We start from the raw sequence: 14529 nt of genomic DNA, 5'->3' as shown, positions 1-14529 counted from the left end.
GGTGTTCTCCTTATTTGCCCGGTGCCGAAAAACCGGGCTCGCCCGGGCCGGGCGGGATGTCTGGGGCGCCGAACAAGATGCTCTGCGGCTGTTCATTGAGCGTGCTCATGGTGGTTTTCAGGGCGCGCATCGAGGAGCGCGCCTCGCCGCTCAGCTCGATTACCTGCGGCAAGACTTCCAGCGATACGCCATTGGCCACCGTTTCCACCGAGTTGCCGACCCGGTCGACCGTGCCATTGACCTTGTCGAGCACGCCGCCGGGCGCCTGGATATCGTTGCCCAGCTTTTTCCACGTGGCCGTCAAGTCCGACACGTTCTTGCCGGCCGTGCTGACGGCCGTCAGGGTTTGCCGCGTCTGTTCCGTCAGTTGCGGCAATTGCGTCAGGGTCGGCTCGAGCTGCTGCGGAATGGCGCCAAAGGCCTTGGCCGCCTTGCCCACTTCATTGAAGGCGCCCAGCATGGCCGCCTGGTTCTCGGGGCTGAGCAGGTTGTTGACCTTGTTGGTGATCTGTTCGGCCTGGTCGAGGATGCGTTTGCCGCGCTTTTCCAGCTGGTCGAGCAAGCCCGCGCGCAGGGGAATCAGCGACGGCTTGTCCTTGCTGGTGCCCAGCAGTTTCGAGCCCACCTGTTCATCGTCGAGCTGGATGTAGGCGATACCCGTCACGCCCTGGTAGCCGAGGGTGGCAAAGGTGGTGTTGGTGACGGGGGTATCGGGCGCGACGCTGATGTGCACGAGGATTTGCCCCGCCTTTTGCGTGTCGAAGTCGATGGCGTCGACCTTGCCCACTTCCAGGCCCCGGTAGCGCACGGTCGCCTGCGGGTTCAGGCCCGGCACGGACAGGGTGGTGGCGAGCAGGTAAGGCACCCGTTCCACGCGGTCGCGGTTGAACCAGACGCCGAACAGGATGGCGGCCACCAGCAGGGTGAGTGTAAAAAATCCCGTCATCAGGGCATGTGATCTGTTTTCCATTACTTCTCCGCTTTCTTGTCTGTGCCGGCATCGTCGCCTGGCTGCGCCGCATTGCCCGCCGCCGCCTGTTTCTCATCGAGGACGGCCAGCGCGCGCTTGCCGCGGTCGCCGAGGAAAAATTGCTTGATGAACGGGTGGTCGACTTCGATCACCTCGCGCGTGGGGCCGATGGCGATCACGTGTTTTTCCGCCAGCACGGCGATGCGCGTGGACAGGGCGAACAAAGTGTCGAGGTCATGCGTGACCATCACCACTGTCAAGCCCAGTTCGCGGTGCAGCGACTGGATCAGGGCGACAAAACTTTCCGACAGGTCCGGGTCCAGGCCCGCCGTGGGTTCGTCGAGGAATAATAATTTCGGTTCCAGCGCCAGGGCGCGCGCCAGCGCCACGCGCTTGATCATGCCGCCCGACAAGTCCGAGGGCATTTTCAGCGCATGTTCCGGGCCCAGGCCCACCATGTTCATCTTTAATAGTACCGCGTCGTGCACCAGGGCTTCGGGCAGCACGCGCAATTCACGCATGGGCTGGGCCACATTGTCGAACACGGTCAGGGCCGAATACAGGGCGCCTTGCTGGAACAGCATGCCCCAGTGGTTGCGCAACTGTTGCAGCTGGTCGGAACTTGCCTGGTTGATATCTTCGCCAAAGACCTTGACGCATCCCCGCGCCGGATGTTCCAGGCCCAGCATCTGGCGCAGCAGCACCGTCTTGCCCGTGCCGGAGCCGCCCACGATGGACAGGATCTCGCCCCGTTCGATTTCCAGGTTCAAATCCTGGTGCACGACGGTGCGGCCGAACTTGGTCCACAGATTGGTGATGTCCACCACGGGCGCGTCGCCGTGCAGGTTGAACTGGCCTTCCTTGCCGGTGCCGCAAGCGATATTGGTGTCGTCCGCCATCAGTAGCCCACTCCATTGAAGACGATGGCGAACACGGCGTCGGCCAGGATCACGACCGTGATGGCCGTGACGACGGCGGTGGTGGTGCCGCGCCCCAGGCTTTCCGTGTTGGCCTTGATGCGCAGGCCGAAGTGGCACGAGACCAGCGCGATCAGCATGCCGAAGATGACGCCCTTGCCCAGGCCGATCATGTAGTTGGCCAGCGGCACGGCGTCGGGCAGCTTCTGGATGAAGTAGCGCGCCGACAGGTTCAGTTCCACCTTGGCCGCCACCATGCCGCCGATCAGCGCGGCCGTATCCGTCCAGATGACGAGCAGGGGCATGGAAATGGCCAGGGCCAGCACTTTCGGCATGATCAGGCGGAATCCGTGCGAAATGCCCATCACCAGCATGGCGTCGAGCTCTTCCGTGACGCGCATGACGCCCAGCTGGGCCGTGATGGACGAGCCCGAGCGGCCCGCGACGAGGATGGCGGCGAGCAGCGGCCCGAGTTCGCGGATGACGCTCATGCCCAGCAGGTTGACCAGGTAGATGTCGCCGCCAAAGGCGCGCAGCTGCTGCGCGGACAGATAGGACAGCACCACGCCGATCAGAAAGCCGACGAGGGCCGTGATGCCCAGCGCCTGGAAGCCCGCATGGAAGATATTGGCGGAAATTTCACGCCATGGCCCGCGCATCGGATGGCGCGCGAAGCGGCCGATATCCTGCGTCACCTGGCCCACGAGGGCAATAAAACCCTTCAAATGTTCGAAAAACAGCAGGATGGCCATGCCCAGTTTCATCACGGGCGTGAGGCGGTTGGCGCGCGAGGGCGGCGTTTCTAACGGCCCCGTTTCTTCGATGCGCCTGAAAAACTCTTCCTGCGACGGCGCCAGGGTCAGCTGCGCCGGACGCTGCTTGCCCCAGGCATTCCAGAACAGCTGGGCGCCGATATGGTCCATGCTGTCGATGGCCGACAGGTCCCATTGCGCCTTGGTATCGCCCTGCAAGGGCTTGAGCTGGGCATCGATGGCCTTGATGGCATTGTCATGCGCCAGCGCGTGCACCTGCCAGGTGCCGCTGGCAGTGACAAGGGCTCCCTGTTGGGAGCTGGTCTGGGAGAGGGTCAGTTTCGGCGATTGTACAGTCGGCATCGTGCCAGTTTAAGGGAGAATGGCGCAGACCGCCACCGCTGTTCAATCGCCAGCCTGTCAGGAAGCCAGATGGCGTGCCTGCCGCTGCGGCAGGGCCACGTCCGGGCGCACCTTGGCGCCGCTAGTACTCACTTCGCTTGGCTTGCCATGCGCGGCCGCCTGCGCGCCGCCCGCATAGTCGCTGGCCAGCAGGGCATTGGCCTCGACCGCGCTCATGCCGCGCGTCTGCAGCCATTGCGCCACCAGCTTGGCCAGGCGCTCCATGGCGATGCGGTGGGTGGCATCCGTGTGGGCGTACAGCCAGTTCGAAAAATCCATGAAGTTTTCAAAAGGCGCATCACCGAGCATCCATTGCACCGTATTGGCGAAGCGGCCCGAGTTGGCCACCAGGTCCCAGTAGCGGGCGAAGCGCACGAGGCGCTGCATGCTCATGAAATCGAGCTGTTTATTCGCCAGGATGGTGTAGGGCGGGTGCGGATCGAACACCATGCCATAGTTTTCCGTATGGCGGATGATGGGCGTGCCGCGCAGCCGCTTTAATATGCCGAACTGGATTTCATGCGGTTTCAAGGCCACCAGCTTGTTGAAGCCGGCCGCGAAACTCGCTTCATCCTCACCCGGCAAGCCGGCGATCAAGTCCACGTGCAGGTGGGCGTTCGATTCCTCGCACAGCCAGCGGATGTTGTCGGCCGCCTTTTCATTGTCCTGCTTGCGGCTGACCAGCGATTGCACGTCCGGATTGAAGCTCTGGATGCCGATCTCGAACTGCAGCGCGCCGGGCGGGAACTTGCTGATGCCTTCTTTCAAGGCATCGGGCAAGTGGTCGGGCACCAGTTCGAAGTGGGCATAGATGGGATCGTCCGGGTTCGCCTCGATCTTGTCCAGAAAGAACTGCATGATCTTCAAGCTGGTCTTGATGTTCAGGTTGAAGGTGCGGTCGACGAACTTGAACAGGCGGGCGCCGCGCGCATGCAGGGATTCCATCTCGGCCAGGAAATTTTCCAGGGCGAAGGGCCAGGCCGTCTTGTCCAGCGCCGACAGGCAGAATTCGCACTTGAACGGACAGCCGCGCGATGCTTCCACGTAAATCGTGCGGTGGCGGATATCGTCATCTGTATACAAGGAGTAGGGCAGTTGCAGTTCCGCCAGCGGGGCTTGCACGCCGGCATGGATCTTCATCAGCGGCTTCGGCCCGTTGAGGATCTCGCCGCACAGCTTGGGGAAGGTGACGTCGCCCCAGCCCGTGATCAGGTAGTCGGCCAGTTTGACGATCTCTTGCTCGCCCGCCTCATGCGACACTTCCGGCCCGCCCAGCACGATGATGACCTCGGGCGCCACGCGCTTGAGCATGGCCACCAGCTTCGTTGTTTCCTCGACGTTCCATATGTACACGCCAAAACCGATGATGCGCGGCTTGTTGACGAGGATGCGCTCGACCAGTTCCGTGGTTTTCGTGCCGATGACGAATTCCTGCAGCCGCGTCTGCGCCTGCAACGGCCCCATATTGGCCAGCAAATAGCGCAATCCCAGCGAGGCGTGGGTGTAGCGGGCGTTCAGGGTGGAGAGCAGGATGGTCATGGGAGGCGATGGAAACGGCGAAACCGCTATTTTACGCTGTCGCGTCACCGGTGCGCTGCGGCCAGAAATGCCATGTTACCATTTGTCAATAATTACTAACTTGTCAATGCTACGGCAGGGTAAAGGAATACACGGTGCTGGCGAAAAAAGTACAAGATAAAAAAGTGCTTAATAAAAAAGTCCTGGTCGGGGCACTTGCCGGGGTGGCGCTGGTGGCGGCCGCGCTGGTCGGCTACCGCGTCTTCGGCTGGGGTGCGATGGGACCGGTCAACGGCCTGAAGCTGGATTTATCCCGGCCCGACGCGCTGGTCCGGACGAAAAGCCTGTCGACCTTGCCGCGCGACCTGCTGACGGTGCCGCTGGCGCGCGACGTGCTGCGCGAGGATTTCCTCTTCTATTACGAGCAGAGCGAAGACCGGCTGGGCCTGAAGGGCAGCTTGCGCCGCATCGCCTACGAACATGAGCTGGGATGGGGCGACCAGCTGCTGCGCATGGTGCTGGACCAGCCTGCGGAAGTGGCCTTGTGGCGCGACGCCGACGGCTCGCTCAAGCACTTTGCCATCGCCGTGTCGCGTGGCCAGTTGACGCGCCTGCTCGAGGAAGCGGGCAAGATCGCCTTGAAGGATACGCAAATGCGCGTGGCAGGCAGCTTGCGCGTCGATGGCGGCCAGGTGCCGGTGTATGCGCTCAATTACGCCTACCAGCGCACCTTGCTGTTTGCCGCGCACGGCCAGCGCCTCGTCATCCTGTCCCATCCCGGCATGCTGTATGGCGGCAGCGATGGCAAGAATGGCGATGGCACGGCCGAGAAAACCGTGGCCAGCCTGCTGGCGCCGGAGCCGGCCAAACAGAATGTCTTTCATCCGCAGTTCCATCTCGACAGCGCCGCGCCCGAGGGCCACAGCATCGCCGTCAAGGCGGACTTCCTGTCATTCGGTTACCAGCCCTTCTTTGGCGCGCTTGAAGCGCTGCGCTTCGATTTCAGCAAGGGCGCCTGGCAGTCCAAGGTGCTGCTCAATGCCGACAAATTGAACAAGAGTGGCAAGGGCGGCTACGACAGCAGCGCCTTGTGGCCCGTGCTGCCGCACAACCCGAGCGCCTGTTTCAGCGTGCCGGTGGACTGGACCGCGCTGCAGCCCGTGCTCAAGCGCCTGGGCGACAAGACATCGGCGCCGGTGGTGCCGCTGGCCGAACACTTGCAAGGGCCGGCCGCCGCATGCTGGTACGGTACTTCGCGCCTGCATACGCCCGTCTTTGTCGCCACCCGCAGTGCGCAGGCCGGTGATGACGCTGTATATGGCAGTCTGTTCGAGGCGGCCATCGGCGGCAAGGACCCCGTGCGCAAGACCACTGGCAAGGATGGCGCCGTTCGTTGGGAGCGCAGCGTCGCCACGGCCCTGGGCCAGTCCGCGCCGGCGCTGGCCGTGGCCGGTAATACGGTGGTCTTTTCCGCTGACGGCAAGCTGGTGGACCAGGTGCTGGCCGTGCGCCGCAAGCAGGCGCCGGCCGCCAGCGACCTGCTGCCCGATGGCGCGCGCACCATTGGCCTGATCGCGCCGGCGTCGCTGGCCCGCCTGATCCAGCTGGAAGCCTTCGACACCCTGCCGGCGAATAACGAACCGGTACTGCGCGCGGCCGCCAATGAACACCTGGTGCCGCGCCTGAACGCCTTGAAAAAATACCCGCCGCTGCGCATGGTGCTCAAGCGGCAGCCAGCCAGCGGCACGTCATGGGAAACGCTGGAATGGCAGGAGACTGCGCGATGACGGTGCGGCATGCGCGCCGTGCCGCCTTGCGATTGCTGGCGGCCTGCGCCGCCACCGTGGCAATGCCCGCGTGGGCCTTGCGCGCGGCCGCTGAACCGCAAGTGCAGCTGTCGCAGGCCCAGAGCCGCGCCTTCCAGGCCTGGATGCTGCGCATCGTCAATGCGCAGATCGAACGCGGGCCGTCGCCGCGCTGGACGCACCGCGATTGCGCCGGCCTGGTGCGCTTTGCCGTCAACGAAGCCTTGACCGTGCATGACGCGAAGTGGCTGCATGCGAACGGCATCGCCAGCGACCGGCGCCTGCCGCCCGAGCTGGAACTGAACGGGGCCCAGGCGGCCCTGCGCAACCGCTGGGTGCAGACGGGCGGCAGCGTCGGCCACTTCGTCACGGCGCTGGCGCTGGTGCAGCACAACAGCCGTTTCATCGCCCGCGAAATCAGCCAGGCGCTGCCCGGCGACCTGCTGTTTTTCGACCAGGGCGACGAACAGCACCTGATGGTCTGGATGGGGGCGCGCATCGCCTACCACACCGGCACCGTCACCCCCGACGACAATGGTCTGCGGACCGTCGATATCAAAGAACTTACGAGCTGGAAGGACACGCGGTGGCAACCTGTGGTCAACAATCCGAATTTCGCCGGTGTGTTCCGGCTGGCGTTTTTATCATGAAGCTGTTATTTGCCGGCCTGCTGGCGCTGGTGCTCATAGGCGGTGCCTCCGCGCAGCAGCGCGAACCGAGCAACTACAGCACCTTCAAGGGCGAGCCCTTCTTCCTGCTGTCGGACGCCAGCTACGGCAGTCTTGATGAAGCGCGCGTGCGGCTGGAAGTGCCGGGTCGCGACATGGGACGCATGAACCTGGAAGCGTATTCGGGCGCCGACATCGTCGTCTACCGCGTGCCCGAGCCGATGGAATTCCTGAAGAAACAGCGCAATCTGCACCGCATCCAGGTTGAAGGCAATTACCAGGGCGAGGGCCTGGCCAACACCTTGAGCTTTTTGTGGGATAGCTGGTGGAAGCAGTCGCGCCTGGCCTGGCGCAAGCTGTTTTCCGGCGACGCGCGCCGCGCGGTCACGAAAGAGCAGCCGCAACTGGCGACGAATGACGCGATCCGCAAACCGACCGTGTTCGCCAACCATCCGCAATACAAGCCGATCAAGGGCATGGAGCTGGTCGACAGCTTCCGCTATCCGATCTGGCAAGCCAAGGCCATCGCGCCGCCGAAAGGCGTCAAGCTCGATGGATCGAGCAGCGACTTCATCGTCGCCGGCGCCGGCAACGTGATGATACCGCTGGGCAAACGCAAGCCGGGCTTGTACCTGATCGAAGCGATCATCGGCGAACACCGCGCCACCACCCTGGTGTTCGTGTCGGACACGGTGGCCGTCACCAAGGTATCGTCTGGCCAGATGCTGGTGTGGACGGCGCGGCGCGACAACAGCGCCGCCGTGGCTGGCGCCAGCGTGGCGTGGACGGACGGCACTGGCGTGCTGCAGTCGGCCACTACGGGTGCAGATGGCGTCGCCTCGCTCGAGCGCGGCAGCCCGGAACATACGTATGTGCTGGGCCAGGACCGCGACGGCGGCGTGTTCGTGTCCGAGAATTTTTACTATGACAGCGAAATCTATAACACCAAGATTTATGCGGTAACCGACCGGCCCCTGTACCGGCCCGGCGACGAAGTCAATGTCAAGTTCCTGGGACGAGAATTCACTTCGGCGCGCGCATCGCAGGCGGCGGCCAGCGCGCCGCTGAGCCTGACCGTGCTCAATCCGAACGGCACGCCGCTGCTGACGCAAACGCTCCAGCTGTCCGGCGACACGGGCGCCGACACGCGCTTCCGCCTGCCGACGGAAGCCACCGCCGGCGGCTATGAGCTGCGTTTCAATTACAAGGATGGCGCATATGGCGCGGCCTTCCGCGTGGCCGAATATGTCAAGCCGCATTTTGAAATCAACGTCCAGCCATCGAAACCGGAATTCAAGACGGGCGAGGCGGTCAAGGGCAGCATCGCGCTGCGCTACCCCGATGGCAAACCGGTGAAAAACGCGAAGATGACCTTGTCGCTGCGCAGCCAGCAAAACACCATGGTCGAAGGCGAACTGCGTTACAGCGGCCTGTTCCCCGTGGCCTTGAAAACCGAGGAAGTGACGAGCGATGGCAGCGGCAATGTGGACTTCACCTTGCCGCCCGCCGCCGATCCGTCGCGCTACATCCTGACCGTGCTGGCGACCGATGGCGCAGCCTACCGCGTCAAGACGACGCGCGAGCTGATGATAGAACGTTCGAGCAGCAGCTACCAGCTGAAGGCCGTGCGCCAGTTTTCCGATCCGGGACAAAACGTGCATTTCGACCTGGTGGCCGATGGCCAAAGCGCGGCCAAGCCCGTGCGCTGGGAGATGGTGCAGCTGGAAAAACAGAGCAAGACCGAGGGTGCATTTGATCCTGCCGCCAAGGGCTGGGATGTGACATTCCCCGCATCGGGCTCGTATCAGCTGGCGCTGCGCGACGAGCGCGGCAATTTGCTGGCCGCCGCCAGCCACTGGGTGTCGGGTGACGGCGTGCAGGCGACGCCGGGCAGCATCGAGATCGTGCTGGACCGCGCCCGCTATCGTCCGGGCGACACCGCCGAAGCCTTGATCACTTTCTCCGACAAGGTCGACCAGGCGCTGTTCACGCTCGAGCGCGACAAGGTGGAGCACCATGGCTTGATGGCCGGCGCCGCTGATTGGTACCAGGCGAAGCGCGTGGCGCCGCGGCAGTGGCGCGTGCGCATTCCCGTCAAGGAGGAGCATGGGCCGAACATGACGTTCTCGGTAGCCTATACCCGCAATGGCGATTTCGTCTTCGAGAACGCCGGCCTGCAAGTGATCGAGCCGCGCATCGCGCTGCAGTTCAAGAGCGACAAGGAGGTCTACCAGCCTGGCGAGAAGGTCACCCTGGACGTCAAGGCGACCCTGGACGGCAAGCCCCTGAGCACCCTGGTGGCGCTGGGCGTGGTCGATGAAATGATCTATGTGCTGCAGCCGGAAATCGCGCCGGACATCGGCGACTTCTTCTATCATCCGCGCCGCAACAACGTGCGCACCACGGCCAGCCTGTCTTTCATCAGCTACGACATGGCCCAGGGGCGCACAGCGGGCGCACCGGCGCGCCACAATTACAACGAGCGGGGCGTCAAGGTACTCGAACGTCCGCGCCGCGACAATATCGATACCGCGTACTGGTCGCCATCGCTGAAGACCGATGCCAATGGCAATGCGCGCGTGAGCTTCATCATGCCCGACGCGCTGACACGCTGGAGGATCACGGGCCGCGCGATGGATGAGCAGGGACGGGTCGGCCAGCGCACCGCCTATCTGCGTTCGGACAAGAATTACTATGCCAAGTGGACCGCACCGGACTGGATGCGCGCCGGCGATGCGCCGCGCGCTTCGGTGGCCGTGTTCAACCAGACGGGCAAGGAGCAGGCGCTTGACGTGGTGCTTTCCGGCGGTGCAGGCGGCATGCAAGCGAAGACGGAAAAACTGACCGCCAAGCCGGGCGTCAATTACGTCGAATTTCCGCTCGCTGCCGGCGCTGCCGGGCCGCTGCGCCTGGAAGTAAAACAGAACGGTAAACTGGTCGATGCGCTGGATACCGCTATGCAGACGCTGCCCGCCGCCTGGAGCAGCCCGCGCACGCTGGTGCTGCCGCTCGATGGTGCCGCTGGTGAGATTCCCCTCAAGCTGCCGGCGGATGCGCGCAATATCCGCCTCTCGTTCGCGCAAGGAGCCGCCAGCCACTTCGCGCGCATTGCCGACGATCTGATCGACTATCCATATGGCTGCGTGGAGCAAACGGCGAGCCGCCTGATTCCGCTGGCGCTGGCCACGCAAAGCCTGGGAGCGGATGCCGGTGCGGCAAGCGAACGCCTGCAAACGCTGCTGACTGCGCAGCGCCTGCGCCTTGTGTCCATGGCCGGTCCGAATGCCGTCTTCGGCTGGTGGGGCAATGCCACGGCCGGCAATGCCTTGATGACGGCCTATGCCTATTACGCCGACTGGTACGCGGCGCGCGCGCTGCGCATCGAGCTGCCGCCCGAACACTGGAACAAGCTGCTGGCCGTCTACAGCGAACATGGCTTGAAGGACTCGATGGGCGACCGTGCGCTGGTGCTGTGGATGGCGCGCGAGATGGGCCTGCCCACGCAGACGCTGGCGGCGGGCCTGGTGGACGACAGCGCTATCGCCGTCCTGGGCGGCAAGCCGCGCCAGGCGGGCGACAGTAGCAGCCTGCTGCTGGGCGGAACCCTTGACCGCGAAGCGCAAGCGATGTCGTTGGGTCTGGTGGCGCTGGTTGCCGCCCAGAACGGCATCGCCCTGCCGCATTCTCTGCAGCTGCAAGTGCCCAGCGCGTGGCAGGTGCTGCGCGAATCGAAAGCGCCGGTGGCGCAGGCCCTGCTGATGCTGGCTGGCGAAGTGCCGGCTACCCAGGCCGAGGCGGTGCTGGCCAGCGTGCGCGCCGAGATGCCGACCCTGGACCGCGCAATGACCTTGTTGTGGGTGCAAAAAAAGCTGGGCGGGGCATCGTTTGGCAAGGGGCCGGCCGTCGCGCCGGACGGCGCATGGCAAAAACGCGACAGCCGCGGCGGCCAGCCGCTCTGGCGTTGGAGCGATGCCAAGGGCCTGCCTGACAAACTGCGTCTCGCTGCATCGACCCCGGCGCCGGCCGGCACGGTGGCTGTGCTGCAGTACGACAGCCACGCTGCCGAAACGCAGACCTTGCCGGTCACCGTCGAACGGCGCATCCTGCGCATGAAGACGGGCAAGGGCGGCTACACGACGGAGCTGGTCAAGCCGGGCGAGGCGCTCAGCACGGACGCGCTGTACCTCGATGAAATCACCTTGAAAGCGGCGGCCGGCGCGAAGCACCGCTTTGGCTTGCTGGAAGTGGCGCTGCCGCCGGGCGCCATGGTCGAATCGACCACCTGGGGCATGGTCATGGCGGGCGACAAGCCGGCCGCGCTGGAACGCGCGCGTCATGCCGAGCGCCGCGACGGTTATGCGGTGCCGATCGAGCCTTTGGCCGGCGACGTGACCGTACGCCATTTGATCCGCTTTGCACAGAAGGGCAGTTATGTGCTGCCGCCAGCGCGCTTTTACCGCATGTACCAGCCGGAGCAGAAAGCCTTCGAGGGCGGCGGCAAGACCACGCGCGTGTTGAAGGTCGAGTGATGCGTGTGGTAATTCCTGCATTGATGGCGACCCTGCTGCTGGCCGCTCCTGCCTGGGCGCAGCCATCGGCAAAATCGCTGGATGTGGCCTGGTGGCGCGATGGCAAGATCGAAGTGCGGCAGCTGCGCCAGGGCGGTGCCACGCTGCCGCCTTCGCCGCCCTTCGACGGCGCGCGGCAAGTGCCGCTGGCCAGCCTGTGGAAGCTGTTTGTCTATGTATACGCGGCCGATAACAAGGTGGCGATGCCGGACTACCGCTGCGGCGGCCGCGATCCGGAAGAAGTGTATTGCTGCGATGCGGGCCAGAGCATCGGCCACGACGCGGCGCTGGCGCAGTCCTGCGGCCTGTTTTTCTCGCCAAGGCGTCTGATGATCGCGCCGGCTTCATGGCGCCAGTACTGGACGGGCCGCCTGGGTAGCGCACCCACAGGCGATTTTGCCTGGCTGTCCGACCCCGCGCAGCTGGCGCCGGCGCGCATGGTGCGCCTGGACAGCCTGCTGCGCGCGCTGGGCAGCATCCCGGCTGCCAGCCGCGCGGATGCCGAAGCGGCGCTGCTGCGCGTGGTGCTCGATGGGCGCGGCTTTGGTGCGGCGCGCTGGTTCGGCAGCCAGCTGCGCGTGAAGACGTATTCCTGGCACGAGCAGCGCCGGGCAGAAGAGCGTATCGGCGGCGCGGCCGGCTGGCTGGCCGACGGCACGCCGATCTGGTTTGGCGGCGCGGGCGGCAGCAGCAATGTCTTTGCACAGTGGGCGCCCAGACTGGCCGCCAGCTTGCCGCCAGTGGGCGCGGCCGACGATGGCGGCTGCGTGGTGGTCGATTACTTCAAGCGCTATCCGATCCGTGCCGTGCGCGGCGAGCGTGGCGTGGCTGCACCTGGCCCGCTCAATGGCCGCTACCATGTGCAATTCGAAAATGGCCAGAACCTGGCCCTGCGCAGCACCGGCGAGTTGATGCTGCTGCAGGAGAAGGGCGGCCGCCTGCAATTGCGCGGCCGCTTCGGCGTAAATGAATATGTGGCGCGCGTGCTCGACCGCGAAGCGAATGCCGGCGAGCCGGAAGCGGCCAAGGCGCTGGCGATTGCCGCGCGCACGTATCTGCAGCAGAACGCCGTGACCGTGGCAGGCTGCCAGCAGATCGCCGACAGCAGTGCGACCCAGCGCGTCAGCCCCAGCCCCGCCACGCCGGCGGCGCTGGCGATTGCGCGCTGGACCGACCAGTTGATCGTCGATGGCGTCACCGTGCGCTATCACACGAACTTGCCGTCCGAGGGCACCATGGCATGGAGCGAGGCGGTGCGCCAGGCCAAACAGGGCAAGCACTATGATGAATTGCTGGCGGCAGCCTATCCCGGCGGCGCGTTGAGTACCTTTGGCAATACCGGCGCGCGTTGCCAGCGCCTGGCGCAGAACGAGGATTGGCTGGCGCGGTCCGTGCCGCGCTGGCAGCGCGTGCTGCTGCGCGAGGCCGGCTACGAGGCGCCACCACAAGCGCCGCTAGTCTGCGCCTTGCAGAGTGGCGCGCCGTATTCGGAGCAGTCGCGCAACCGTATCTTCATGCGGCCGCTGGCCACGCGCGAAGACCGCATCACCCTGGCCCATGAATACCTGCATCTTGGCCTGCGCCGTCATCCGCGCGGCCAGGACGAAGAATATGTCGAGCGGCTGGCCCGCCGGCTCGTCGACCTTAACCTGGAGGCCCTGTGAGTTTTTATATCCGTTGCTCGATTCCCCTGATGCTATTGCCACTCTGGGCGCAGGCCCAGGTCACCATCGATGCACCGAAGGGCGGCTGGCGCAATTCGGCCGGCGCGCGCGAGGACTATACGCAAGCGGTGAATTACCCCGCCGCGTCCGTCAACCTGCAGCCGGGCCAGGCCGAGACGGCGCAGATAAGGGGACGCATCGCGGGCGCCGTCAAGGGCAAGCCCGCTACTTTGGTGGTCAATGGCGTGGCGATGCCGATGGAAGTGGGCGAGGATGGCAGCTATGGCCGTCCGTATGGATTCGGCAGCGGCTCGAACAGCGTGGAAGTGCGTTCGCCGGATGGCAGGAGCCGCGCGCGCACCCAGTTTGTCGACAGTTACCAGGGCAAGACGCAGGCGCGCCTGCGTATCGTGCTGTCCTGGGACAGCGCCGGCACGGACCTCGATATGCATGTGGTCACGCCGGACGGTGGCCACGCCTGGTACGGCAATCGCGTCTTGAAAGATGGCGGCGCGCTGGATGTGGACGTGACCACCGGCTATGGTCCGGAGATCTTTTCCAGCGCGGCACCCCTGAAGGGCAATTATCACGTCTATGTCAATTACTACGGCAGCGGCGAAAACACCGCCATGCTGACCGTCGCCCGCATATCGGTCATCACCAACGAAGGCACGCCGCGTGAAAAGCTGCAGAGCTTCCAGGTACCGATGCGGGCTGCTGGCGAGCTGACCCTGGTGAAATCGTTCGTCTTGCCATAACTGGTCGAAAATGGCTCTTGCGGAGCCGCAGCACTATGGCTATAATTCGCCCCCTCGCTGAACGACGCATGCAAATGCAGCGTAAAGTGAGAAAAAAGAAGGAGTTGACGGATTTAGCGAAATGCTTCATACTCTTCCTTCTTCGCAGCTGACAAACACAACGCTTTGTCGATAGCGCGAAAGCAGTAACCGAATACAGTTCTTTAACAATTAACAGTCGATAAGTGTGGGCATTTGATGTAAGTGCAGCGTCAATCTTCGGATTGGCGTCTAACTTAAAATATCAAATGTTCACAAGAAATAATGAAATAGGATACTTCTTCGGAAGTAGCCTGTCAGTTTTTTGAGTGAGCGACCCATCAGAAATGATGGTGCCTGTAAAAGGGCAAAGTAACAGAGATTAAACTGAAGAGTTTGATCCTGGCTCAGATTGAACGCTGGCGGCATGCCTTACACATGCAAGTCGAACGGCAGCACGGAGCTTGCTCTGGTGGCGAGTGGCGAACG

The 14529-nt window shown here is 64.0% G+C and carries 9 protein-coding genes and 1 rRNA gene; 6 read left to right on the top strand and 4 right to left on the bottom strand.

The window, feature by feature from the left end; genetic code table 11:
- Window positions 1–10: 10 nt before the first annotated feature.
- The 4 genes from JAB1_RS11990 to JAB1_RS11975 are packed head-to-tail and all read right to left on the bottom strand — an operon-like array spanning window position 11 to window position 4580.
- Complete coding sequence (locus JAB1_RS11990) at window positions 11–970, bottom strand: MlaD family protein (RefSeq protein ID WP_034781344.1); 960 nt, start codon at window positions 968–970, stop codon at window positions 11–13.
- A complete protein-coding gene (locus tag JAB1_RS11985; RefSeq protein WP_070253863.1) occupies window positions 970–1869 on the bottom strand; it encodes an ATP-binding cassette domain-containing protein in 900 nt (299 codons plus the stop codon). The genes JAB1_RS11990 and JAB1_RS11985 overlap by 1 nt, the downstream gene beginning before the upstream one ends.
- Window positions 1869–3002, bottom strand: a complete 1134-nt coding sequence (locus JAB1_RS11980; RefSeq protein ID WP_034781349.1) for an ABC transporter permease — start codon at window positions 3000–3002, stop codon at window positions 1869–1871. The genes JAB1_RS11985 and JAB1_RS11980 overlap by 1 nt, the downstream gene beginning before the upstream one ends.
- A 57-nt stretch (window positions 3003–3059) precedes the next feature.
- The gene (locus JAB1_RS11975) at window positions 3060–4580 is read right to left on the bottom strand and encodes a radical SAM protein (protein ID WP_070280082.1); all 1521 of its coding nucleotides are present in this window, start codon (window positions 4578–4580) and stop codon (window positions 3060–3062) included.
- A gap of 164 nt (window positions 4581–4744) precedes the next feature.
- On the opposite strand from JAB1_RS11975, the gene JAB1_RS11970 reads away from it, so the two are divergent.
- The 6 genes from JAB1_RS11970 to JAB1_RS11945 form a co-directional block, all read left to right on the top strand.
- Window positions 4745–6346: a DUF2138 family protein gene (locus tag JAB1_RS11970; protein ID WP_175445053.1), complete on the top strand. Its 1602-nt coding sequence runs from the start codon at window positions 4745–4747 to the stop codon at window positions 6344–6346.
- Entirely contained in the window at window positions 6343–7014 is a 672-nt protein-coding gene (locus tag JAB1_RS11965; protein ID WP_070280080.1) for a DUF1175 family protein, read from the top strand. Before JAB1_RS11970 ends, JAB1_RS11965 begins: the two co-directional genes overlap by 4 nt.
- Complete coding sequence (locus JAB1_RS11960; protein ID WP_083299696.1) at window positions 7011–11561, top strand: alpha-2-macroglobulin; 4551 nt, start codon at window positions 7011–7013, stop codon at window positions 11559–11561. The genes JAB1_RS11965 and JAB1_RS11960 overlap by 4 nt, the downstream gene beginning before the upstream one ends.
- The gene (locus tag JAB1_RS11955) at window positions 11561–13264 is read left to right on the top strand and encodes a DUF2300 domain-containing protein (RefSeq protein ID WP_071653341.1); all 1704 of its coding nucleotides are present in this window, start codon (window positions 11561–11563) and stop codon (window positions 13262–13264) included. Before JAB1_RS11960 ends, JAB1_RS11955 begins: the two co-directional genes overlap by 1 nt.
- A gap of 29 nt (window positions 13265–13293) precedes the next feature.
- Window positions 13294–14022, top strand: coding sequence for a DUF2135 domain-containing protein (locus JAB1_RS11950; RefSeq protein WP_070253868.1), 729 nt, complete (start codon window positions 13294–13296; stop codon window positions 14020–14022).
- A 402-nt stretch (window positions 14023–14424) separates the two neighbouring features.
- Window positions 14425–14529: ribosomal RNA gene (locus JAB1_RS11945) — 16S ribosomal RNA — on the top strand; the annotation flags it as partial.

This window comes from Janthinobacterium sp. MP5059B, assembly GCF_001758645.1.
In the GTDB taxonomy this organism is placed as follows: domain Bacteria; phylum Pseudomonadota; class Gammaproteobacteria; order Burkholderiales; family Burkholderiaceae_D; genus Janthinobacterium; species Janthinobacterium lividum.
Note: the sequence above shows the minus strand (reverse complement) of the source record. Positions and strands in the feature narration are given on the sequence as shown.

Excerpts from the sequence above, each read along its gene's own strand:
- JAB1_RS11980 (WP_034781349.1), bottom strand. The coding sequence starts at position 3,002 with ATGCCGACTGTACAATCGCCGAAACTGACCCTCTCCCAGACCAGCTCC.
- JAB1_RS11975 (WP_070280082.1), bottom strand. The coding sequence starts at position 4,580 with ATGACCATCCTGCTCTCCACCCTGAACGCCCGCTACACCCACGCCTCG.
- JAB1_RS11985 (WP_070253863.1), bottom strand. The coding sequence starts at position 1,869 with ATGGCGGACGACACCAATATCGCTTGCGGCACCGGCAAGGAAGGCCAG.
- JAB1_RS11950 (WP_070253868.1), top strand. The coding sequence starts at position 13,294 with ATGCTATTGCCACTCTGGGCGCAGGCCCAGGTCACCATCGATGCACCG.
- JAB1_RS11955 (WP_071653341.1), top strand. The coding sequence starts at position 11,561 with ATGCGTGTGGTAATTCCTGCATTGATGGCGACCCTGCTGCTGGCCGCT.
- JAB1_RS11965 (WP_070280080.1), top strand. The coding sequence starts at position 6,343 with ATGACGGTGCGGCATGCGCGCCGTGCCGCCTTGCGATTGCTGGCGGCC.
- JAB1_RS11960 (WP_083299696.1), top strand. The coding sequence starts at position 7,011 with ATGAAGCTGTTATTTGCCGGCCTGCTGGCGCTGGTGCTCATAGGCGGT.
- JAB1_RS11990 (WP_034781344.1), bottom strand. The coding sequence starts at position 970 with ATGGAAAACAGATCACATGCCCTGATGACGGGATTTTTTACACTCACC.